Origin of the sequence: Rhizobium sp. AQ_MP, assembly GCF_014237835.1 — a bacterium.
Lineage (GTDB): Bacteria > Pseudomonadota > Alphaproteobacteria > Rhizobiales > Rhizobiaceae > Allorhizobium.
On record NZ_JACJVI010000001.1, the window covers coordinates 415,492 to 435,122 of the forward strand.

Annotated in this window: 17 protein-coding genes, 1 pseudogene and 1 riboswitch; of the genes and pseudogenes, 12 read left to right on the plus strand and 6 right to left on the minus strand. The window is 62.1% G+C overall.

Going from position 1 to position 19,631, the window contains the following annotated elements:
• The 3 genes from H6M51_RS02140 to H6M51_RS02150 form a co-directional block, all read right to left on the minus strand.
• Window positions 1-753: an ABC transporter ATP-binding protein gene (locus tag H6M51_RS02140; protein WP_185808227.1), complete on the minus strand. Its 753-nt coding sequence runs from the start codon at window positions 751-753 to the stop codon at window positions 1-3.
• Window positions 747-1,811: an iron ABC transporter permease gene (locus H6M51_RS02145; RefSeq protein WP_185808228.1), complete on the minus strand. Its 1,065-nt coding sequence runs from the start codon at window positions 1,809-1,811 to the stop codon at window positions 747-749. The genes H6M51_RS02140 and H6M51_RS02145 overlap by 7 nt, the downstream gene beginning before the upstream one ends.
• A gap of 68 nt (window positions 1,812-1,879) precedes the next feature.
• Window positions 1,880-3,010 (minus strand): ABC transporter substrate-binding protein, encoded by a 1,131-nt coding sequence (locus H6M51_RS02150; RefSeq protein ID WP_185808431.1) that lies wholly within the window; start codon window positions 3,008-3,010, stop codon window positions 1,880-1,882.
• A gap of 125 nt (window positions 3,011-3,135) precedes the next feature.
• On the opposite strand from H6M51_RS02150, the gene H6M51_RS02155 reads away from it, so the two are divergent.
• From H6M51_RS02155 to H6M51_RS02170, 4 genes are all read left to right on the plus strand, one after another.
• Window positions 3,136-3,939, plus strand: a complete 804-nt coding sequence (locus H6M51_RS02155) for a class I SAM-dependent methyltransferase (RefSeq protein WP_185808229.1) — start codon at window positions 3,136-3,138, stop codon at window positions 3,937-3,939.
• A gap of 114 nt (window positions 3,940-4,053) precedes the next feature.
• Window positions 4,054-4,785, plus strand: coding sequence for a GntR family transcriptional regulator (locus tag H6M51_RS02160; RefSeq protein WP_185808230.1), 732 nt, complete (start codon window positions 4,054-4,056; stop codon window positions 4,783-4,785).
• A gap of 36 nt (window positions 4,786-4,821) precedes the next feature.
• Window positions 4,822-5,577, plus strand: a complete 756-nt coding sequence (gene kduD / locus H6M51_RS02165) for a 2-dehydro-3-deoxy-D-gluconate 5-dehydrogenase KduD (RefSeq protein ID WP_185808231.1) — start codon at window positions 4,822-4,824, stop codon at window positions 5,575-5,577.
• Between the two features lie 32 nt (window positions 5,578-5,609).
• Window positions 5,610-6,524, plus strand: a complete 915-nt coding sequence (locus tag H6M51_RS02170) for a sugar kinase (protein ID WP_185808232.1) — start codon at window positions 5,610-5,612, stop codon at window positions 6,522-6,524.
• A 13-nt stretch (window positions 6,525-6,537) separates the two neighbouring features.
• Here H6M51_RS02170 and H6M51_RS02175 read toward each other — a convergent pair whose 3' ends face one another.
• Both H6M51_RS02175 and H6M51_RS02180 read right to left on the minus strand, forming a co-directional pair.
• Window positions 6,538-6,708: a hypothetical protein gene (locus tag H6M51_RS02175; protein ID WP_185808444.1), complete on the minus strand. Its 171-nt coding sequence runs from the start codon at window positions 6,706-6,708 to the stop codon at window positions 6,538-6,540.
• Between the two features lie 181 nt (window positions 6,709-6,889).
• Window positions 6,890-7,351: a helix-turn-helix domain-containing protein gene (locus H6M51_RS02180; RefSeq protein WP_185808233.1), complete on the minus strand. Its 462-nt coding sequence runs from the start codon at window positions 7,349-7,351 to the stop codon at window positions 6,890-6,892.
• A gap of 124 nt (window positions 7,352-7,475) precedes the next feature.
• Here H6M51_RS02180 and H6M51_RS02185 point away from each other — a divergent pair, with 124 nt between their 5' ends.
• The 8 genes and pseudogenes from H6M51_RS02185 (at window position 7,476) to atzF (ending at window position 18,670) form a co-directional block, all read left to right on the plus strand.
• Window positions 7,476-8,375 (plus strand): SDR family oxidoreductase, encoded by a 900-nt coding sequence (locus tag H6M51_RS02185; RefSeq protein WP_185808234.1) that lies wholly within the window; start codon window positions 7,476-7,478, stop codon window positions 8,373-8,375.
• A gap of 278 nt (window positions 8,376-8,653) precedes the next feature.
• A riboswitch (guanidine-I (ykkC/yxkD leader) is annotated at window positions 8,654-8,760 on the plus strand.
• A gap of 75 nt (window positions 8,761-8,835) precedes the next feature.
• Window positions 8,836-9,909 (plus strand): putative urea ABC transporter substrate-binding protein, encoded by a 1,074-nt coding sequence (locus H6M51_RS02190; RefSeq protein ID WP_185808235.1) that lies wholly within the window; start codon window positions 8,836-8,838, stop codon window positions 9,907-9,909.
• A gap of 72 nt (window positions 9,910-9,981) precedes the next feature.
• Window positions 9,982-10,800 (plus strand): ABC transporter permease, encoded by an 819-nt coding sequence (locus tag H6M51_RS02195; RefSeq protein WP_185808236.1) that lies wholly within the window; start codon window positions 9,982-9,984, stop codon window positions 10,798-10,800.
• A pseudogene (locus H6M51_RS02200) lies at window positions 10,797-11,619 on the plus strand (ABC transporter ATP-binding protein); the annotation flags it as partial. The gene H6M51_RS02195 and the pseudogene H6M51_RS02200, both read left to right, overlap by 4 nt.
• Before the next feature lie 4 nt (window positions 11,620-11,623).
• Window positions 11,624-12,451: an urea amidolyase associated protein UAAP1 gene (locus H6M51_RS02205; RefSeq protein ID WP_185808238.1), complete on the plus strand. Its 828-nt coding sequence runs from the start codon at window positions 11,624-11,626 to the stop codon at window positions 12,449-12,451.
• Between the two features lie 14 nt (window positions 12,452-12,465).
• Entirely contained in the window at window positions 12,466-13,119 is a 654-nt protein-coding gene (locus H6M51_RS02210; protein WP_185808239.1) for an urea amidolyase associated protein UAAP2, read from the plus strand.
• Complete coding sequence (locus H6M51_RS02215) at window positions 13,119-16,871, plus strand: 5-oxoprolinase/urea amidolyase family protein (RefSeq protein ID WP_185808240.1); 3,753 nt, start codon at window positions 13,119-13,121, stop codon at window positions 16,869-16,871. The genes H6M51_RS02210 and H6M51_RS02215 overlap by 1 nt, the downstream gene beginning before the upstream one ends.
• A complete protein-coding gene (gene atzF, locus H6M51_RS02220) occupies window positions 16,871-18,670 on the plus strand; it encodes an allophanate hydrolase (RefSeq protein ID WP_185808241.1) in 1,800 nt (599 codons plus the stop codon). The genes H6M51_RS02215 and atzF overlap by 1 nt, the downstream gene beginning before the upstream one ends.
• A gap of 49 nt (window positions 18,671-18,719) precedes the next feature.
• Here atzF and H6M51_RS02225 read toward each other — a convergent pair whose 3' ends face one another.
• The gene (locus tag H6M51_RS02225) at window positions 18,720-19,631 is read right to left on the minus strand and encodes an SMP-30/gluconolactonase/LRE family protein (RefSeq protein WP_185808242.1); all 912 of its coding nucleotides are present in this window, start codon (window positions 19,629-19,631) and stop codon (window positions 18,720-18,722) included.

The following is a 19,631-nucleotide window of genomic DNA, read 5'->3' on the forward strand; positions in this document are numbered from 1 at the left end:
CTATGCCAGCGCCGCATCCACGATGACCAGAGGGCGCCCGTGGGTGCAGGACTCAATGCGAGCTTTAACCCGGTAAACCTCTTTCAGCATGTCAGGCGTGATCACCTCGGCGGTCGGCCCGCTCGCAACCAGACGACCATCGGCCACCACGAGGGCGTGGTCGCAGTAGCGCATCGCGTGGTTCAGGTCGTGAAGAGCGATGAGGACGGCGATCCCGCTTTCGGCGGCAAGCTCCCGCATGAACTGCAGCACTTCGATTTGCCGGAATAGATCAAGTGCGGAAGTCGGCTCGTCCATCAAGAGCACTTCCGGCTTGCGCACGAGTGCCTGGGCGATCGCGACCAACTGCCGCTGTCCACCGGACAGTTCACCAAGATCGCGAAAGGCGAGATCAGAGATCCGCAGCGAGGCCAGAATTCGGTCTATTTCCAGCAACTCGTTGTCCGCGACCTTCCAGCCGGAACCCTGCTTCGACGCGAGAAGCACGCTCTCATAGACGGTCAACACGGCATTCGCGCCGGTGTCCTGCGGCATGTAACAGATAGGGCGGAGGCTTTCCTCCCCGGAGAGGTGGACGACGCCTTCGCCCTTCAGCAAGCCTGCGATGCGCTTGAACAGCGTTGATTTGCCTGCTGCATTCGGACCGATGACGGCCGTCAGGATACCGCCGGCGATATCGCCCGTGGTGATATCCGTGAAGACGCGGTGGCGGCCGTATTGCGCGCCAAGCGCCTCAAGCCTGAGGGCTACCATGCGCGCCTCCTGTTGGTGAAAATGAGGGAAAAGAAGAAGGGCACACCGACGAGTGCGGTGATCACCCCGATCGGCATGATCGCGCCGGGGATCAACATCTTCGACACCACCGAGGTCACGGAAAGCAGAAGTGCGCCGCAAAGCACGGAGCCGGGCAGGAAGAAGCGCTGATCCTCCCCAAGCAGCATGCGCGCGATATGGGGGCCGACCAGGCCGATGAAGCCGATCGTGCCGACGAAGGAAACGGGAATGGCGGCGAGCAAGCTCACCAGGAGCATGGTCTCGAGCCGCAGCGCCCGGACATTGACGCCGAAGGAGGCCGCCTTGTCGTCGCCGAGCCTCAGTGCTGTCAGTGCCCAGGCGCGGCGGGCAAAGAGAGGGACGCAGAAGACGAGCACGGCAAAGGTTAGGGCCACCTTGCCCCAGGTCGCCTTGGTAAGCGATCCCATCGTCCAGAACACAACGGCGGCGAGCGCCTGTTCGGAAGCGAGATATTCGAGCAGCGAGAGCAGCGCGTTGAAGGTGAAGACCAGGGCGATGCCAAGCAGCACGATCGTTTCCACCGTGACGCCGCGCATGGTCGAGACGCCGTAGATGAAAAGCGATGCGAGCATTGCCATTAGAAAGGCATTGATCGGCACCATGTACTGGACGGCTGCCGGAAACACGGCAACACCAGCCACGAGACCGAGTGCCGCACCGAAACCGGCCGCCGCGGAGATTCCGAGCGTAAATGGCGAGGCCAGCGGATTGGCGAGGATGGTCTGCATCTGCGCTCCTGCCAGCGACAGACAGGCGCCGACGGTCACCGCCATCAGCGCGATCGGCATGCGGATGTCCCAGATGACAACACGCAGCTGATTGCCGGCCGAGACGGGATCCCAGATCGTGGAGACGACTTCGGACAGCGTGTAGCGCGCAGGGCCATAGGCCATGTCGACGGCAATCGACAGCACCAGACAGAGGCAAAGCCCGGCAAGGATTGCCAGGCGTTTTGCGGTCAGGGCGCGATATGTGTCGCTTGAGGCTGGGAGGACCGTTTCGACGGTGGTAGCCATTCGTCTCTTCCTGTCTTTGGTGCCCGCGAGGGCAAGCGGCCGGCAGTTGCCTGCCGGCCGGATGGGTATCAGGAGCCTGCCTTCAACGAGGCGAAGTAACCGGGCTGGTAGTCGACGGGCAGGAAGCGCTCATGCATTTCCTTGAAGGTGGCGTCGGCATCGAGGTCCTTGAAGAGATCCGGATGCAACCACTTGGCAATCTGTTGCACGGCGACGAACTGGTAGGGGCTGTTGTAGAACTGGTGCCAGATGGCGTGCACATTGCCATCCTTGACGGCCTTGATGTCGGTGAAGCTGGGGCGCTTCATCAGTTCGGAAAGCTTGCGCGCAGCTTCGGCCTTGTCGGCACCCGGGCCGACACCGACCCACTTGCCGCCGGGAACATAGAGCTCCCAGTTGGAGCCGGTCACGATGACCTGGTCCGGGTTCGAGGCGATGATCTGCTCCGGGTTGACGGTGCCGAAGGTGCCCGGAATGATGTCCTTGGCCATGTTGATGCCGCCGGCGAGTTCGACCATCTTGCCGAAATTCTCGTTGCCGAAGGACATGCAGCAATCGTCGGAGTAACCACCGGCGCGTTCCATGAAGACAACCGGCTTCTTGAGGTCGGCCTGTTTGGCCAAGGCATCCGTGACGCGGGCGATCTGGTCGTCGTGGAACTTCACGAACTCTTCGGCGCGCTCTTCCTTGCCGAAAAGCTTGCCGATGATGCGCATCGAATCGTCGGTGTGTTCCATCGGCTTTTCGCGGAAGTCGATGTAGACGAGCGGAATGCCGACTGCGGCGAGCTTTTCGATATAGCCGCTCTCTTCGGTCGCTGATTTTGCTTCCGTGTTCATGATGATGACGTCGGGCTTCAGGGCAACGGCCTGCTCGATATCGAAGGTGCCATCCTTCATGCCGCCGAAGGTCGGGATCTTCTCCATCTCCGGGAATTTCTTCAGGTAGATGTTGTAGCCGTCGAGATCGGCTTTCTTGAAGTCGTCACGCCAGCCAACGACGCGGCCGAACGGATTGTCCGTGTCGAGTGCCGCCGTGAAATAGATCTGGCGACCTTCGCCGAGGATCACGCGCTCGACCGGCACGCTCACTTCGACTTCACGACCGGTAATGTCCTTGATCTTCACCGTCTCGCCAGCCCACGCGACGCCGGAAAATAGGACGAGCGAAATCGCGGCGGCAGAAGCCACCTTCTCCATCTTGAACACGATTGGTTCTCCTGTTTGTGATTTTCCGTGATCTATGTTTTTATGAGTTTGACAGTCAAGAATTATCTTTTAGAAGTGTTCCAGCCTCCTTGGCCCGGAATCGGAAAATCCAGAAGATGCAATCTCTTAGCGCCATTTCCAATCATGACCTTCGCGACGAAATCAAAGCCTACTGGTCGCAGCGGGCCGAGACCTTCGACAGTCAGCCGGGTCATGAGATCTTTTCGGAAGGCGAGAGGGCTGCCTGGCATGCGCTGTTTCGCAAGCATCTTGGAGACGGTGAAGGGCGTGCCGCGCTGGATCTCGCCTGCGGTACGGCCGTTGTTTCCCATCTGCTTGATGATCTCGGCTTCAAGGTAACTGGCCTGGACTGGGCCGAGCCGATGCTCGAGCGAGCCCGTGCCAAGGCAAAGACGCGTGGGCGCCAGATCCGTTTCCTGATGGGCGATGCAGAGCGCACGATGGAGCCCGACGAAGCCTATGACGTGATCACCAACCGTCATCTCGTCTGGACCCTGGTCGATCCGCTCGCCTGTTTCAGGGAATGGCATCGCGTGTTGAAACCGGGTGGCATGGTGCTGATTGTCGACGGTGATTTCGTCAACACGTCGAGGTTGACCCGAATCTTGAAGACACTGACCGGGTTGGCGAGCCGTCTCGGTCTCGCTAGCGATGCTCAGCATGGTGCCCCGAATGCGGACATGGCGGCGACCCATACCAGCATCCTGTCGCGCGTGCACTTTTCCGAAGGTGCCCAGGCGAACGCGGTCGCAGACCTTTTGAAAGAAGCCGGCTTCTCGAAGATTACGGTCGATCAGGACATGGCGGCCATACACCGGGCGCAGCGGAAGAACTTCTCCTTTTTCAAAGGCCTGGAGCGAGCGACCCAGCACCGCTACGCTATCTGCGCGCAGAAGTAACTGACCTGACGAGCGCGCGGGGCTCTGATTACCCGGGTCGGAAGCGCTTGAAGCAGCCGTTATTTGCCTCCCTCCCAAGACTGATATACTAGTATCTCAGTCTTGGGAGGGAGCATGTCTGACAGAGAAGGAAGCACGCGCAGGGTGCGCAGTGTGCCTGCCCAAAACGGGCGTGGACGCATACGTACAGGCAGAGCCGCCACCCAAATTCATGCGACACTGCACGATGAAATCGTGCGGATGCAGCTGAAGCCGCTCGACATGTTGAACGAGAAACAACTCGGCCAACGCTTCGGCGTGAGCCGTACCCCCGTCCGCGAAGCTCTGCTGCGTCTGGCTGATGAAGGACTGGTCGAGATCTATCCGCAGTCAGGCACATTCGTATCGCGCATACCTCGCCGTGCCCTCTACGAAGCCATTCTGATCCGCAAGGCGCTTGAGGCGACGACGGTCTCGCTCGCCATCGCGTCGATGACGGATGATCGACTGCGCGAACTTGACGCCAACCAGCAGGCACTTGTCGAAGCGGCCAACTCCGGCGCCATACCGCACTTCCATCAGATCGACAGCAGTTTCCATCAATTGATTGCCGACATCGCCGGCTATCCGGGGATCTGGGCCGTGATTGCACAGGTCAAGGTGCAGATCGACCGTTATCGCTTCATCACACTGCCGCAACAGGGGCGGCTTGCTCTCGTGATTGCCGAACACGCTGCGATAATCGAGGGCATGCGTCACCGTGACGATGGTGCCGCAGTTCTGGCCATGAGCCACCACATAGGTCGCCTTACCGAAGAGCTCGCGGATATCAAGGATCTCGATCCTGCCCTCTTTCTCGACGCTTGAACCATCCAGCCCAAACCGACACCCGGGAGCACCTCCATGAAGCCATCCTTCGATCTGTCCGGCCGAACCGCCATTGTCACCGGCGCCAATACCGGGATTGGACAAGCCATTGCCGTGGCACTTACCGCTGCCGGCGCCGCCGTGCTTGGCGTCGGCCGTTCAAGCATGGGCGAGACGGAAGCTCTGATCGGTTCATCTGCGGGACGCTTCGCTTCCTATTCCGCTGATCTGTCGACCATCGAGCCGGTGGATGCCATCGTTGAGGCTGCCATTTCTGCCTTCGGCGCGGTCGACATCCTCGTCAACAACGCCGGTATCATCCGTCGCGCCGACGCAATCGACTTCACCGAAGCCGATTGGGATGCCGTTATGGATGTCAATCTGAAGACGGCTTTCTTCCTCTCGCAGGCGGCTGCAAAACGCATGATCCCGAATGGTCGTGGCAAGATCATCAACATTGCGTCGATGCTTTCCTTCCAGGGGGGCATCCGCATTCCCTCGTACACCGCCTCCAAAAGCGGCCTTGCAGGTCTGACGCGATTGCTGGCCTGTGAATGGGCAGGCAAAGGCATCAACGTGAATGCGATTGCGCCTGGCTACTTCGTCACCAATAACACCACCGCTCTGCGCGAAGACCCGAAACGCTCCAGCGACATCCTCGCTCGTATTCCGGCCGGACGCTGGGGCAATCCGGATGAACTCGGAGGCGCTGCCGTATTCCTGGCATCCGACGCGTCCACCTATGTCCATGGCACGATCCTGCCCGTCGACGGCGGCTGGTTGGCGCGTTAAGCAGAGATGAGATCCAAAGGGCGGGGGTGACGATGGGACGAATCGTATCGATCGGCGAATGCATGGGCGAACTGTCGGAAACCGACATGCCTGGCACGCTCAATATGAGCTTTGCGGGGGACACGCTCAACACTGCCTTTTACCTGCGCCACAGCCTCGGCCCCGACTGGGAGATCGACTATGTCAGTGCCGTCGGCAATGACGGCCTTTCGGACAGACTTTTGGATTTTTTGATCAGCCAGGGCATCGGTACGACCCATGTTCGTCGCCTGGCGGATAAGACGATCGGCCTCTATTACATCACCTTGAAGGACGGGGAGCGCAGTTTCACTTACTGGCGCAACGATAGCGCGGCGAAGAGATTGGCAAGCGATCCCGCAGCGCTCGCGCGGGCCCTGGATGGAGCTGATGTCGCTTATTGGTCAGGCATTACGCTGGCGATCCTGCCGAACCAGGATCGACTCGCGCTGATCGAGGCACTCAGCCATTTCGCAGGCAGGGGCGGCACCGTGGTCTTCGACCCCAACCTCAGACCGCGTCTTTGGGACAATCCGGACACCATGCGCGGGTGGATTCACCGCGCGGCAGCCGTCAGCGACCTCTGTCTTCCATCCTTCGAGGATGAGGCAACCTGGTTCGGCGACAGTGACCCCGCAGCGACAGCACGGCGCTATCAGGCGGAGGGCGCTCGACGGGTCATTGTCAAGAACGGAGCCGATGATATCACCGTCGCGGTCAACAACAGTGGGCTGTTCAAGTTCCCGACCCCGCCGGTCGAGAGGGTTGTGGACACGACCGCTGCCGGTGACAGCTTCAACGCAGGTTATCTGGCGGCCGAGCTTGACGGCGCGGCCTTGGCGGATGCGGTAGCAGCGGGAGCAGAGTTGGCAGGACGGGTGATCGGCGCAAGGGGCGCTCTGGTCGCCGAGGCAGTCAGACGGCCTTGACGCATGTTAGAGGTCAAGCGGGTACTGCGGCGCCGCCGAAAAGCGTGAAATAGCCCCAGGCAAGCACAAAGGCGCCGAGTATTCCGGCCCAGATGAGGAACTTGCGGCTTGAAGGAGAGACGGTCGTCTTCGGCTTCGAGGGTTTCTCTTCCGGGGGGCGTTCGAACTTGATGACGTTCGACATGATCTTGCTCTCTTGTAACGCGGTTATCCTCACGTTTCCTGCCATGATCGTGCGGCAACAACAAGTCTGGTGGTCGGTCAGAAGTTCGCAGTCCCCGATTTGACCGACGCAGCGGGATGGCGCCTCTGACGAATTCTCTCAGGGGTGAAGGGATCACCGATCTCATTCGACCGGTTCGGTCCTAGGCTGGCGCCACCTTTTTCTTCACGGGCGGGTTCTCCCCATCATAAACGGCTCGGGCCTCGCGGATTCGTCCGTGATGCTCCGCCGTCCAGACGACAAGTGCTGCAACGGGTCCCAGCAGAGATTGGCCGAGCTCCGTCAGACGATATTCGACGCTCGGAGGCTGCGTGGGGAACACCTGGCGATGAACCAGTCCGTCGCGTTGCAGGGTGCGCAATGTCCCTGTGAGCATCGCCTGTGAGATATCCGGTATGGCCCGCTTCAACTCGCCGAAACGGTGGGGCCTCAAGCCGAGTGTCTGCAAGATGAGCGATGCCCACTTGTCGCCGATATGCGCGAAAACGTCACGGACCGGGCAGTTCGCTGCATCGAAAACGGTGTTGATCGGCTCTTTCATCATCGCCATTGCAGTTGCAATTGCTGCGCTGAAGTCGAGCTGTGTCTTGGCATGTGCGGTCATGGGTATCGTCCGACGAACCTGGTTCTGAAAAACTGCCTACTTTACGGCTGATTGGCAATCTGAAATCTAGACCTAGTCTGAATTTTAAACCAGCCCTGTTTTGGGCCTATCGAACGGATCTGTCATGAAAGCCAAGTATCTCGTTACCGGCGCCTCTGGCCAACTCGGCCGAAGCGTTCTGCATCATCTGCTTCAAACCTCTGGTGTGCCTGCGGGTGATATAATCGCAGCGAGCCGCAAGCCGGAACAGCTGACAGAGTTCGCCGCACAAGGTGTCCACGTTCGCCGGGTTGACTTCGATGATGTCACATCCATGGAGACCGTATTTGCCGACGCCGAAAACGTTCTGATCATCAGCACCGACACGCTCGACCGTCCTGGTCATCGCCTCGTTCAGCACCGTGCCGCGGTGACGGCTGCGGAAAAGGCAGGTGTGAAGCACTTGCTCTACACCTCGATGCCGGAGCCGGTGAATTCACCGCTGCTGTTTGCGCCAGATCATGAGGGCACGGAGGCCGCGATCCAGGCAAGTGGGCTACCGGCTTGGACGATCCTGCGAAACAACTGGTATTTCGAAAACGTCATGATGAGTGCCGGTCCGGCTCTGGCCTCCGGTCACTGGTATTCGGCTGCGGGCGACGGCAAGGTTGCTCACATTGCACGCGACGATATCGCGCGCGCAATCGCCGCAGCGCTCGTCGCCGCTGGGGACCAGAAGAAGACCTATACGCTGACCGGCAGCGCCTGCTACACGCACGGCGAAATGGCGGCGCTGATTTCGAAGGCGGCCGGCAAGCAGATCGCCGTCGTAAATGTGCCGGTCGAAGGTCTGGTGCAGGGCATGGTGGGAGCCGGGCTCCCGGAGCCGGTGGCCCGCGTCTTCGCATCGATTGACACCATGATCGGAAGCGGCGGCCTTGCCGGTATTACTGGCGATTTCAAGACCCTGACGGGTGGTGAACCTCGTTCGTTCGAAAGCTGGGTCGAGAGCCAGGCAGGTGCCTTCAAGTCCATGATCCCGTGATACCGAAATCGGCCTCCGCCAGGCCGGTGCGCTCATGCCCTGCCCACACAGGCATGATGTTGAGGCCGCCCGTTCGCCGAACGGGCGGTTTTCGGCGGCTGTTGCCAAAGTTGTCGAAGTTTCCGGCAGCTCCGTGCCGCTGGTATAAACTGCCTCTTTAGCAGGCATCGCTGCCCGTGAGACAAGCAGTGCTAGCCCTGACCGGCTCATCGAGTCCCTGAGCGCCCCATTCTGCAACGTGGTGGCTCACTTGGCACGCGCCTTGCTCCCTCAGTCTTAGAGTTAGCCGCTAGGGTTCCGACGCAGCATGCGTGGCTGGTCCGAGAGCGGCTCCCGATGGAGAGACATCCCATCGGGTGCACGGCGGGACAAAAGCCCGGGAGACCTCGTAAGCCAAGGGATTGGCGGCGCGATGGTCCATGCCGATCCCTTTTCGAAGACGCAAAAGGGGAATTTCTACATGCAGACTGTCAAGACACTCCTATCCATCACCGCACTGGCCGGCGCGCTTGCCGTCAGCCAGATGACACCGGCCGAGGCCGCACCGAAGAAGGATTTCAAGGTCGCCTGGTCGATCTATGTCGGCTGGATGCCCTGGGGCTATGCCAATGACACCGGCATCGTGAAGAAGTGGGCCGACAAATACGGCATCAACATCGAAGTCACGCAGTTCAACGACTACGTGGAATCGATGAACCAGTATACCGCCGGTGCCTTCGATGCGGTGACGCTCACCAATATGGATGGCCTGTCGATCCCGGCCGCCGGCGGCGTCGATACCACCGCGGTCATCGTCGGTGACTTCTCGAACGGCAACGACGCGCTGATCCTCAAGGGCAAGGACAAGCTGGAGGACGTGAAGGGCCAGAACGTCAATCTCGTCGAGTTCTCGGTTTCCCACTATCTGCTGGCCCGAGCGCTCGAAAGCATTGGTTCCTCTGAGCGGGATGTGAAGGTGGTCAACACTTCGGATGCGGATATGGTCGCCGCCTATCAGACGCCTGACGTGACCGCCGTCGTCACCTGGAACCCCCTGGTCTCCAGCATCCTGCAGGACGCCTCCGCCAAGAAGGTCTTCGACAGTTCGCAGATCCCAGGCGAAATCATTGACCTGATGGTCGCCAATACCGATGTGCTCAAGGACAATCCGGACTTCGGCAAGGCGTTGGCCGGCATCTGGTACGACACCATCGCCGTGATGACCGCCGATACCGAAGAAGGCAAGGCGGCCCGGGCCGCCATGGGGGCTGCATCGGGAACGGACCTCGCCGGCTTCGAGGCGCAGATGGCCGCCACCAAGCTCTTCGACAAGCCGGCCGATGCCGTGGCCTTCACGGCCTCCCCGGAACTTCCGAAGACCATGGATCTGGTCCGCAACTTCCTCTTCGAGAAGGGCTTGCTCGGCAGTGGCGCGCCCTCTGCCGACGTCATCGGGATCGAACTCGCGGACGGCTCGGTTCTCGGCGACAAGGAGAACGTCAAGTTCCGCTTCACCACAACCTACATGGACGCGGCCGCCAAGGGCGCCCTCTGAGGCAGATCCATGCCGCCCGGTTGACCTTGTCGTCCGGGCGGCTCCCGCCTCCCTGAAACCCTGGAGTGGTCGATGCGCTGGATCAATGCTCATCCCGGAAATGGCGCGCGCCTGACGCTCGTGCTTCTTCCCTTCGTGCTGGTGCTTGGCGCCTACATGATCGGCTCGGCGGAGCGGCTCGCCGTAAACCCGAACGACAAGTTGCTGCCCGGTTTTGCCGCCCTCTGGGAGGCGATCGATCGCATGGCTTTCACACCGGATGTCAGAACCGGCGAGTATCTGCTCTGGTCGGATACCTGGGCTAGTCTGAAGCGCCTGTTTGCCGGGCTTGGCATCGCTACTGCTATCGCGCTGCTCCTCGGCCTCGTCATCGGCATCCTGCCCTATGCACGGGCAACTCTCTCCCCATTCGTCGGGGCCATCTCCATGGTCCCGCCGCTGGCGCTTCTGCCGATCCTTTTCATCGTCATGGGTCTCGGCGAGGCCTCCAAGATCGCGCTGATTGTCATCGGCGTCGCACCGATCATGGTCCGTGATCTGGCGCTGACCGCCATCTCCTTGCCGCGTGAAATGATCGTCAAGGCCGAAACACTCTCCGCCTCCTCCTGGCAGATTGCGCTGCGTGTGGTGCTGCCGCAGATCCTGCCGCGCCTGATCACCACGCTCCGCCTGCAGCTCGGCCCTGCCTGGCTCTTCCTGATCGCCGCTGAGGCGATCTCCTCAGACAGCGGCCTTGGATACCGGATCTTCCTCGTCCGTCGCTATCTGTCGATGGACGTCATCTTCCCCTATGTCCTCTGGATCACGGTGCTTGCGATCCTCACCGACATCCTGCTCGACCGCCTGCGCATCGCCGTCTTCCCCTGGTCCGAACTGGAGAAGGGCAAATGAGCGCGCTGTCCATCAAGAACCTCTGGAAGGAATACGGCGACCAGATCGTGCTGGAGAATGTCTCGATCGAGATTGAATCCAGAGCCTTCGTGGCACTTGTCGGCCCTTCCGGTTGTGGCAAGTCAACCTTCCTGCGCCTGCTGCTCGGCCAGGAGCGCCAGACCAAGGGTGAGATCCTGCTCGATGGTCTGGCCTTGCCGAAGGAGCCGGGGCCGGACCGCGGCGTCGTCTTCCAGCGCTACTCGGTCTTCCCCCATCTGACCGTTCTTGGCAATGTCATGCTCGGCAAGGAGTTGAAAGCCTCCCGCTTGGCCGCCCGGCTGTTCGGTGCCGCGAAACGCGCGGTTGAGGACGAGGCCCGCGCCATGATCGCCGCGGTCGGGCTTGCCAGCTCCGAGGACAAGTATCCGGCCCAGCTCTCCGGCGGCATGCAGCAGCGGCTGGCGCTCGCCCAGGCGCTGATCATGCGGCCCAAGGTTCTGCTGCTCGACGAACCCTTCGGTGCGCTCGATCCCGGGATCCGCGCGGAGATCCACACGCTGATGAAGACGCTCTGGCACGAGGCCCCGATGACCGTGGTCATGGTCACCCATGACATGCGCGAGGCCTTCACGCTTGCGACCCGCGTCGTTGCCTTCGAGCGCCCCCGCGACCGCCCGGAGGAAAAGCTCCGCTACGGCGCAACGATCACCCGCGACATCGCCATATGGCCGCCCCGCAAGGCGGGCGAGGCCTCCCTCTTTCGCCCCGACCGGGACGGCCCGGTCTCTTCAAAGGGTCAATAGCCGGGACGACCCGGCCAACGAAACCACTGGAGATGACAATGCATATCCGACGTTCCCCCGAAGAGATCGCTGCCAACCGGGCGCGCTACGAGGAGCATCAGAAGAAGGGGCTGGAATTCGCTCCGAAGGCGCTGCCGGCCAAGAGCGCAAAACCTGCGCCCGCAATCGCTGCCGACAAGGTCGTGCACCAGGAAAAGCTGCCCGGCGGCTGGTATTGGTGGACCCGCGTCAAGGCTAACGAGGTGGTGCGCGTCGCACTCGATGACGGCTTCTCGACCGTATCGGTCGTCGCCTGGAATGCCGAAGACCCGACGGAGCGCATGAACCTGCCTGATACCGTCAAGGTACAGTGGACCACCGGGCTTGGTAAGGGGCGTGTCATCTTCTCCGACATGGGCAAGGTCATGTTCTCGATCACCGAGGATAGCTCCGGCGCCCATGACGTCCTAATGGGCGGCTCGACAGCTTCCTCGAACGCGAAGAAATATGCCGGCGAGAACGGTCCGGCACTGCGCAACACCCGCGACAACTTCGTTCTGATCGCGACCAAGGCCGGCCTCGACAAGCGCGACATTCCGGCAGCTCTCGCGCTTTTCGCACCCGTCCGTGTCGATGCCGATAGCAAATTCGAATGGAAACCGGATCTCGTGCAAGATGGCGACTATGTCGATCTGCGCGCCGAGATGGACATGATCGTCGGCTTCTCCAATTGCCCGCATCCGCTCGACCCAAACCCGGTCTATGCCCCCAATCCCGTCAGCATCCTGAGGATCGCGGCCCTTGAGCCAGCGGCAGATGATCTGTGCCGGACCGCGACTGCAGAAGCCGTCCGTGGCTTTGAAAACAACGCTTTTGCGGCCCTGTGAGAGGAGAGGCGACCATGACCAGCTTTATCCAGACCTCTCCCGCCCGTTCTCTCTCCAACACCGTGCAGGATCACTACATCGCTGCCGAAGCGCCCTTTTCGACCTTCATCAAGAAGGGCCAGGTGGTCCGCATTGAGGACACCTATGGCCAGCAGGCCGTCGATACGCTCTTCTACAACGCCCATGATTTCTCCGAGCGCTATTCCAGCCAGGACACCATGCGCGAGCAGGGGGCTGCCTATATCTCCACCGGCACCAAGGTGATCTCGAACGAAGGCCGGGTGATGCTGACGGTCACCGCCGACAGCTGCGGTCGGCACGATACCTCGGCCGGCGCCTGCTCCTGCGAGAGCAACACGGTCCGCTTCGGCCACTATACGAAGTACCTGCATGCCTGCCGCGACAACTTCGTCATCGAGGTTTCCAAACATGGCATGAGCAAGCGCGACGTGGTGCCGAACATCAACTTCTTCATGAACGTGCCGATCGAACCCTCAGGCGAAATGACCATCGTCGACGGCATTTCCGCCCCCGGCGACTATGTCGAGCTGAAGGCGGAGATGGACGTGCTGCTTGTCATTTCCAATTGCCCGCAGATCAACAACCCCTGCAACGGCTTCGATCCCACCCCGATCCGGGTGCTCGTCTGGGACGACGAGGCGGCCTGATGTTCAAGAAGGTTCTGATTGCCAATCGCGGCGAAATCGCCGTGCGCGTCATCAAGACGCTTCAGAAGATGGGGATCGCAAGCGTTGCGGTCTACTCCGATGCCGACCGCTTTTCGAAACCCGTCCTGATGGCCGACGAGGCGGTGCGCCTCGGCCCCGCACCCGCCAGCGAAAGCTATCTCAACGTCGATGCCGTGATTGCCGCCTGCCGTCAGACGGGTGCGCAAGCCGTTCATCCCGGCTACGGTTTCCTCTCGGAGAACATCGGCTTTGCCGAACGACTGAAGGCGGAAGGCATCACCTTCATCGGTCCGACACCGGACAATATCTCCGCCTTCGGCCTGAAGCACACGGCCCGCGAACTGGCCAAGGCGAGCGGCGTGCCGCTCTTGCCCGGCTCCGACCTGCTCGACAGCCGGGAAGAGGCGCTCTCCGCAGCGGAGCAGATCGGCTATTCGGTGATGCTGAAATCGACGGCTGGCGGCGGTGGAATCGGGATGCAGCTCTGCGACAATGCGGAGGCGCTTGCCGCAGCCTTCGACACCGTCCAGCGCACGGCAAAATCCAGTTTCGGTGATGCCCGCGTCTATCTCGAACGCTTCGTCTCCAAGGCCCGCCATGTCGAGGTGCAGATCTTCGGCGACGGCAAGGGCAGGGTGATTGCGCTCGGTGAACGCGACTGCTCGCTCCAGCGCCGGAACCAGAAGGTCATCGAAGAAACGCCGGCCCCCGGTCTGTCCGATGCCGTGCGCCAGCGCCTGCACGCCGCTGCCGTGTCGCTCGGTAGCCAAGTGGCTTACGCCTCTGCCGGCACGGTCGAATTCATCTATGATCCCGCCCGCGAGGAATTCTACTTCCTTGAGGTGAACACGCGTCTGCAGGTCGAACATCCGGTCACGGAAGCCGTCTTCGGTGTGGATCTGGTCGAATGGATGATCCGCCAGGCCGCCGGCGAAGATGTGCTGACGGGCAAGGAAAACCTCGTGCCGACAGGTGCCGCGATCGAAGCGCGCGTCTATGCCGAAATGCCCCATGCCGGCTTCCGCCCGAGTGCCGGCCTGCTGACGGAAGTGGTCTTCCCCGATGGCATCCGCGTCGACGGCTGGGTGGAAACGGGGACCGAAGTCACGCCCTTCTACGATCCCATGCTCGCCAAGGTGATCGTCTCGGGCGCGGATCGGGATACGGCCATTGCGGCGCTCTCGTCCGCGCTGGAAGAAACTTCGCTTGCCGGCATCGAGACCAACCTCGAATACCTCAAGGCCATCGCCGTCTCCGACCTGTTCCGAAGCGGTGATGTCGCGACCACGGCCTTGAAGGATTTCGCCTTCGTGCCCGATGTCGTCGAGGTGATCGCCCCCGGTGCGCAGTCGAGCCTCCAGGAACTCTCGGGCCGCCTCGGCCTCTGGCATGTCGGCGTGCCGCCCTCGGGCCCGATGGACGAACGCTCCTTCCGCCATGCCAACCGGCTGGTTGGCAACCACGATCATACGGCGGCCCTGGAACTTACCGTCTCCGGGCCGGTGCTGAAATTCTTCTCCGACACAGTGATCGCGCTCGCCGGCGCGGTCATGCCGATGAAGCTCGATGGCGTCGAGCTGCCCCATGATCAGGCGGTCCAGATCAAGGCCGGCCAGACGCTGGCCATCGGCAGCATCACCGGTGCCGGCCAGCGCGCCTATCTGGCGGTATCCGGCGGCTTCGATGCCCCCTTGGTCATGGGCTCCCGCGCCACCTTCGGCCTCGGCCAGTTCGGCGGCAATGCCACCGGCACGCTTCGCGCAGGGCATGTCTTGCGCCTGGCCCGCCGGAACCAGGCCAATGTCCTGCCGGCAACGGAACCGGCGGAACTGACCCGCGAATGGTCCGTCGGCGTGCTCTACGGCCCTCATGGTGCGCCCGACTTCTTCCTCGAAGAGGATATCGAGACACTGTTCTCGACGCCGTACGAGGTGCATTTCAACTCGGCGCGCACGGGTGTCCGCCTGATCGGCCCGGCCCCCAAATGGGCGCGCACCGATGGCGGTGAGGCGGGGCTTCACCCCTCCAATCTGCATGACAACGCCTATGCGATCGGCGCGATCGACTTCACCGGCGACATGCCGATCATCCTCGGCCCCGACGGCCCAAGCCTCGGCGGCTTCGTCTGCCCGGCAGTCATTGCCCGCGACGAGCAGTGGAAGATGGGCCAGTTCAAGCCGGGGGATAAGATCCGGTTTCATGCGGTGACGCGGGAGGAGGATGGTGTCCCTTCCGCAGGCGTGGTGCCTTTCGCATCCTCAAGTCAGAGTGTAGCACGTTCGGTACCCCCCTCTGTCCTGCCGGACATCTCCCCCTCAAGGGGGGAGATCGAGGAGGCTGCAGTCTCGCCCGCCACTACGTTGGATACTGAGGAACGCTTATCTTCGGAAAGCGCCGAGGGTGCCTCTCTGCTAATCTCCCCCCTTGAGGGGGAGATGTCCGGCAGGACAGAGGGGGGTAAGGCTCGGCACTCTGTGATCGGCTCCCCCATTCTCGCTTCAAACGACACCGGCCCCATCCCCGTCGTCTATCGCCGCCAAGGCGACGACAACCTGCTGGTCGAATACGGCCCGATGCAGCTCGATATCGGCATCCGCATGCGCGTGCACCTGCTGATGCAGGCGGTCAAGGCGGAGAGACTTCAGGGCCTCATCGATCTGACGCCCGGCATCCGCTCGCTGCAGATCCATTATGACAGCACCACGCTGTCGCGGTCGAAACTCTTGGGCGCCCTAGCTGAGATCGAGAAGAGCCTGCCTCCGGTCTCCGCCGTCAAGGTGCCGAGCCGGACCGTCTGGCTGCCGCTTTCCTGGAACGATCCGGATGCGGAACTGGCCATGCGCAAGTATCAGGAGCTCGTGCGCCCGAACGCGCCCTGGTGCCCCTCCAACATCGAGTTCATCCGCCGCATCAACGGGCTCCCCGATGAGCAGGCGGTGAAGGACACGATCTTCAACGCCTCCTATCTCGTGATGGGCCTCGGCGATGTCTATCTCGGCGCGCCGGTCGCCACCCCCATCGATCCCCGCCATCGACTGGTGACGACGAAGTACAATCCGGCCCGCACCTGGACGCCTGAGAACGCCGTCGGCATTGGCGGCGCCTATATGTGCATCTATGGCATGGAAGGGCCGGGCGGCTATCAGCTCTTCGGTCGCACGATCCAGGTCTGGAACACCTGGCGGCAGACGGATGTCTTCGCCAAGGACAAGCCCTGGCTGCTCGATTTCTTCGACCAGATCCGCTTCTTCCCCGTGAGCCACGAAGAACTGACGGAGGCCCGCGCCGCCTTCCTGCATGGCGGCTATCCGATCCGCATCGAGGAAGGCACCTTCTCCTACGCCGATTACGAGGCGGAGATGGCCCGCAATGCAGAGAGCATCGGCGCCTTCAAACAGGGGCAGCAGGCGGCCTTCGAGGCCGAGCGGAAGCGCTGGAAGGACGAGGGGCTCGATAGTTTCCAGGTCGATGACGGCGCAGGCGTTAGCCTCGGCGGCGATATCCCCGAAGGCTGCTTCGGGGTGGAAAGTGCCGTGCCCGGCAATGTCTGGAAACTGCTGGTCGAGGAAGGCCAGTCCGTGCAGGCTGGCGATACGCTTGCCATCATCGAGTCGATGAAAATGGAAATCACCGTCACCGCCCATGCCCCCGGCACAGTCCGGGACCTGCGTGCCGGGCCAGGTCGCAACGTCAAGGCCGGCGATGTCCTGGTCATCTTGGAGGATTTGTAATGCTGCCGACTATTCTCGATCTCGCTTCGCTGAGGGCCGCCTATGCCAGCGGGCTGACCCCGTTCGACCTCGTCGAGGAGGTGATCGCCCGCCGCAAGGCCTCCGATGATCCGGCAGTCTTCATCACGCAGACGCCGGACGATGATTTGCGGGCAGCCGCAAGGGCCCTGGTGGAGCGCGCGCCGGAGCCGAACAGTCTGCCGCTCTGGGGCGTGCCCTTCGCCGTGAAGGACAATATCGATGTCTCTGGCCTGACGACCACCGCAGCCTGCCCGGCCTTCGCCTATCAGCCGGAGAAGGACTCAACAGTCGTTGCGAGACTGAAGGCTGCGGGTGCCCTCGTCATCGGCAAGACCAATCTCGACCAGTTCGCCACAGGCCTCAACGGCACGCGCTCCCCCTATGGTGCTCCGCGCTCCGTCTTCGACAAGGCCTATGTATCCGGCGGATCCTCGTCTGGTTCTGCGGTCACGGTCGCGGCGGGGCTGGCGAGCTTTGCGCTGGGCACCGATACCGCAGGTTCCGGCCGCGTGCCCGCCGCCTTCAACAACCTCGTCGGCATCAAGCCGACGCCCGGCCTCGTGCCGAATGTCGGCGTTGTGCCGGCCTGCCGCAGTGTCGATGTCGTCACGGTCTTTGCTGCAACCGTTGGGGATGGTGTCGCGATCCGCCAGGTGATGGATGGCTATGACGCCGGTGATCCCTATTCCCGCAAGGTGTCGCCAGTGGCCCTCCCGGGTTCAGGCCTGCGCATCGGTGTGCTCGAAGGCGCCGAGCGCGAGTTCTTCGGCAACAAGGCGGTGGAAGCCCTCTACGATCAGGCAATCGAGCGGGCAAAATCGCTTGGCGCAACCATCGTCCCCTTCGACTACGCGCCGTTCCGCCAGGCGGCCGAACTGCTCTACAACGGCCCCTGGGTCGCCGAGCGTCTTGCAGCGGTGAAGGAGTTCATCGGCACCCATGCAGATGATTTCGATCCGACGGTGCGCACCATCATCGAGGGTGCCAGGGGTTACGACGCGGTCGCGGCTTTCGAGGGCCAGTACAAGCTCGGCCATCTCCGCCAGAAGGCGCTTGTCGAATGGGAGAAGCTGGACGTGCTGATGCTGCCGACCTCGCCGACGACCTATACGGTAGAGGCGATGCTCGCAGACCCGATCGTCAAGAACAGCCATTTCGGTCGTTATACCAACTTCGCCAATCTCTTCGGCTACGCTGCAATCGCCGTGCCCGGCGGCTTCGGTTCGGATGGTCTGCCCAGCGGCGTCACCTTCTTCGGTCCCTCCTTCTCCGACGATGCCCTGGCCCCCTTTGCCGATGCCATGCACCGCGCTTGCGCCTCCGGCATGGGCAAGGACAAGACTGCGGCCCTGCCGGAAGCCTCCAGGGTTGCTGAGACTGACGATGGCCTCGTCACCATCACGGTCGTCGGCGCGCATCTGACCGGCATGCCGCTGAACCACCAGCTGACAGGCCCCGGCGGGAAGCTGGTGAAGACCTGCCGCACGGCCGGCGACTACCGCCTCTTCGTCCTGCCGAATACCACGCCGCCCAAGCCGGGCCTGATCCGCGAGCCGGGCTTCGCCGGCAAGGGACTGGAGGTGGAAGTCTGGAAGGTAACGCCCGCTGCCTTCGGCCGCTTCGTCCAGAACATTCCCGCACCGCTCGGTATCGGCAAGGTCACGCTCGACGACGGGTCCCAAGTGTCCGGCTTCCTCTGCGAGCCCTATGCCATAGAGGGCGCGCAGGAAGTCACCGATCTCGGCGGCTGGCGCGCCTATATCGCGTCAAGGAAGTGATTGTCCGTTGGCGCCTGCCTGAACGCAGGCGCCAACGCGAGACTTGACCTTAGGGAACCTGCGCGCCCCGCGTCGCGGTATAGATCGCATAGAGCGAGGTCGACGCCGTGATGAACAGGCGGTTCCGGCGTGGGCCGCCGAAGGTCAGGTTGGCGACCGCCTGCGGCACGAGGATCTTGCCGAGCAGCGTGCCATCGGGATGGAAGCAGTGCACGCCGTCGGCAGCACTTGACCAGAGGTTCCCGTCGACATCCGTGCGCATGCCGTCGGGAATTCCCTTGTCGATATGGGCAAAGACCCGCCCATTCGTCAGGCGTTTGCCATCACTGACATCGAAGACGCGAATATGCCGTGGCGCGTCCGGTTTGTGGCTAGCGCCGGAATCGGCGACGTAGAGCAGGCGCTCGTCCGGCGAGAAGCAGAGCCCGTTCGGCTGCAGGAAATCGTCGACCGCGACGGTGAGTTCGCCTGTTGCAGGATCGAGCCGGTAGACATTCCGGCTCGCCTGTTCCTCGTCGGCCTTGTAGCCCTCGTAATCTGAGAGAATGCCGTAGGATGGATCGCTGAACCACACGCTGCCGTCGGACTTGACCACCACGTCGTTGGGAGAGTTCAACCGCTTGCCCTCGTGACGATCGGCAAGCGTCGTGATCGTCCCGTCGATTTCGGTGCGGATGACGCGGCGCCCGCCATGCTCGCAGGACACGAGCCGCCCCTCGCGGTCGCGGGTATTGCCGTTGATGAAATTGGATGGTGCACGATAGAGAGAGGTGCCAGCACCCTCGATCCAGCGCAGAACGCGTTCGTTCGGAATGTCGCTGAACAGCAGATAGCCGCCATCGTTGAACCAGACAGGCCCCTCGGCCCATCGGCAGCCGGTGTAAAGCTCATCCAGTCCGGCGCTGGAAACGAGCAGGTCGCGGAAGCGGGGATCGCAGATCTCGTAATGCGGGTTTTCCAT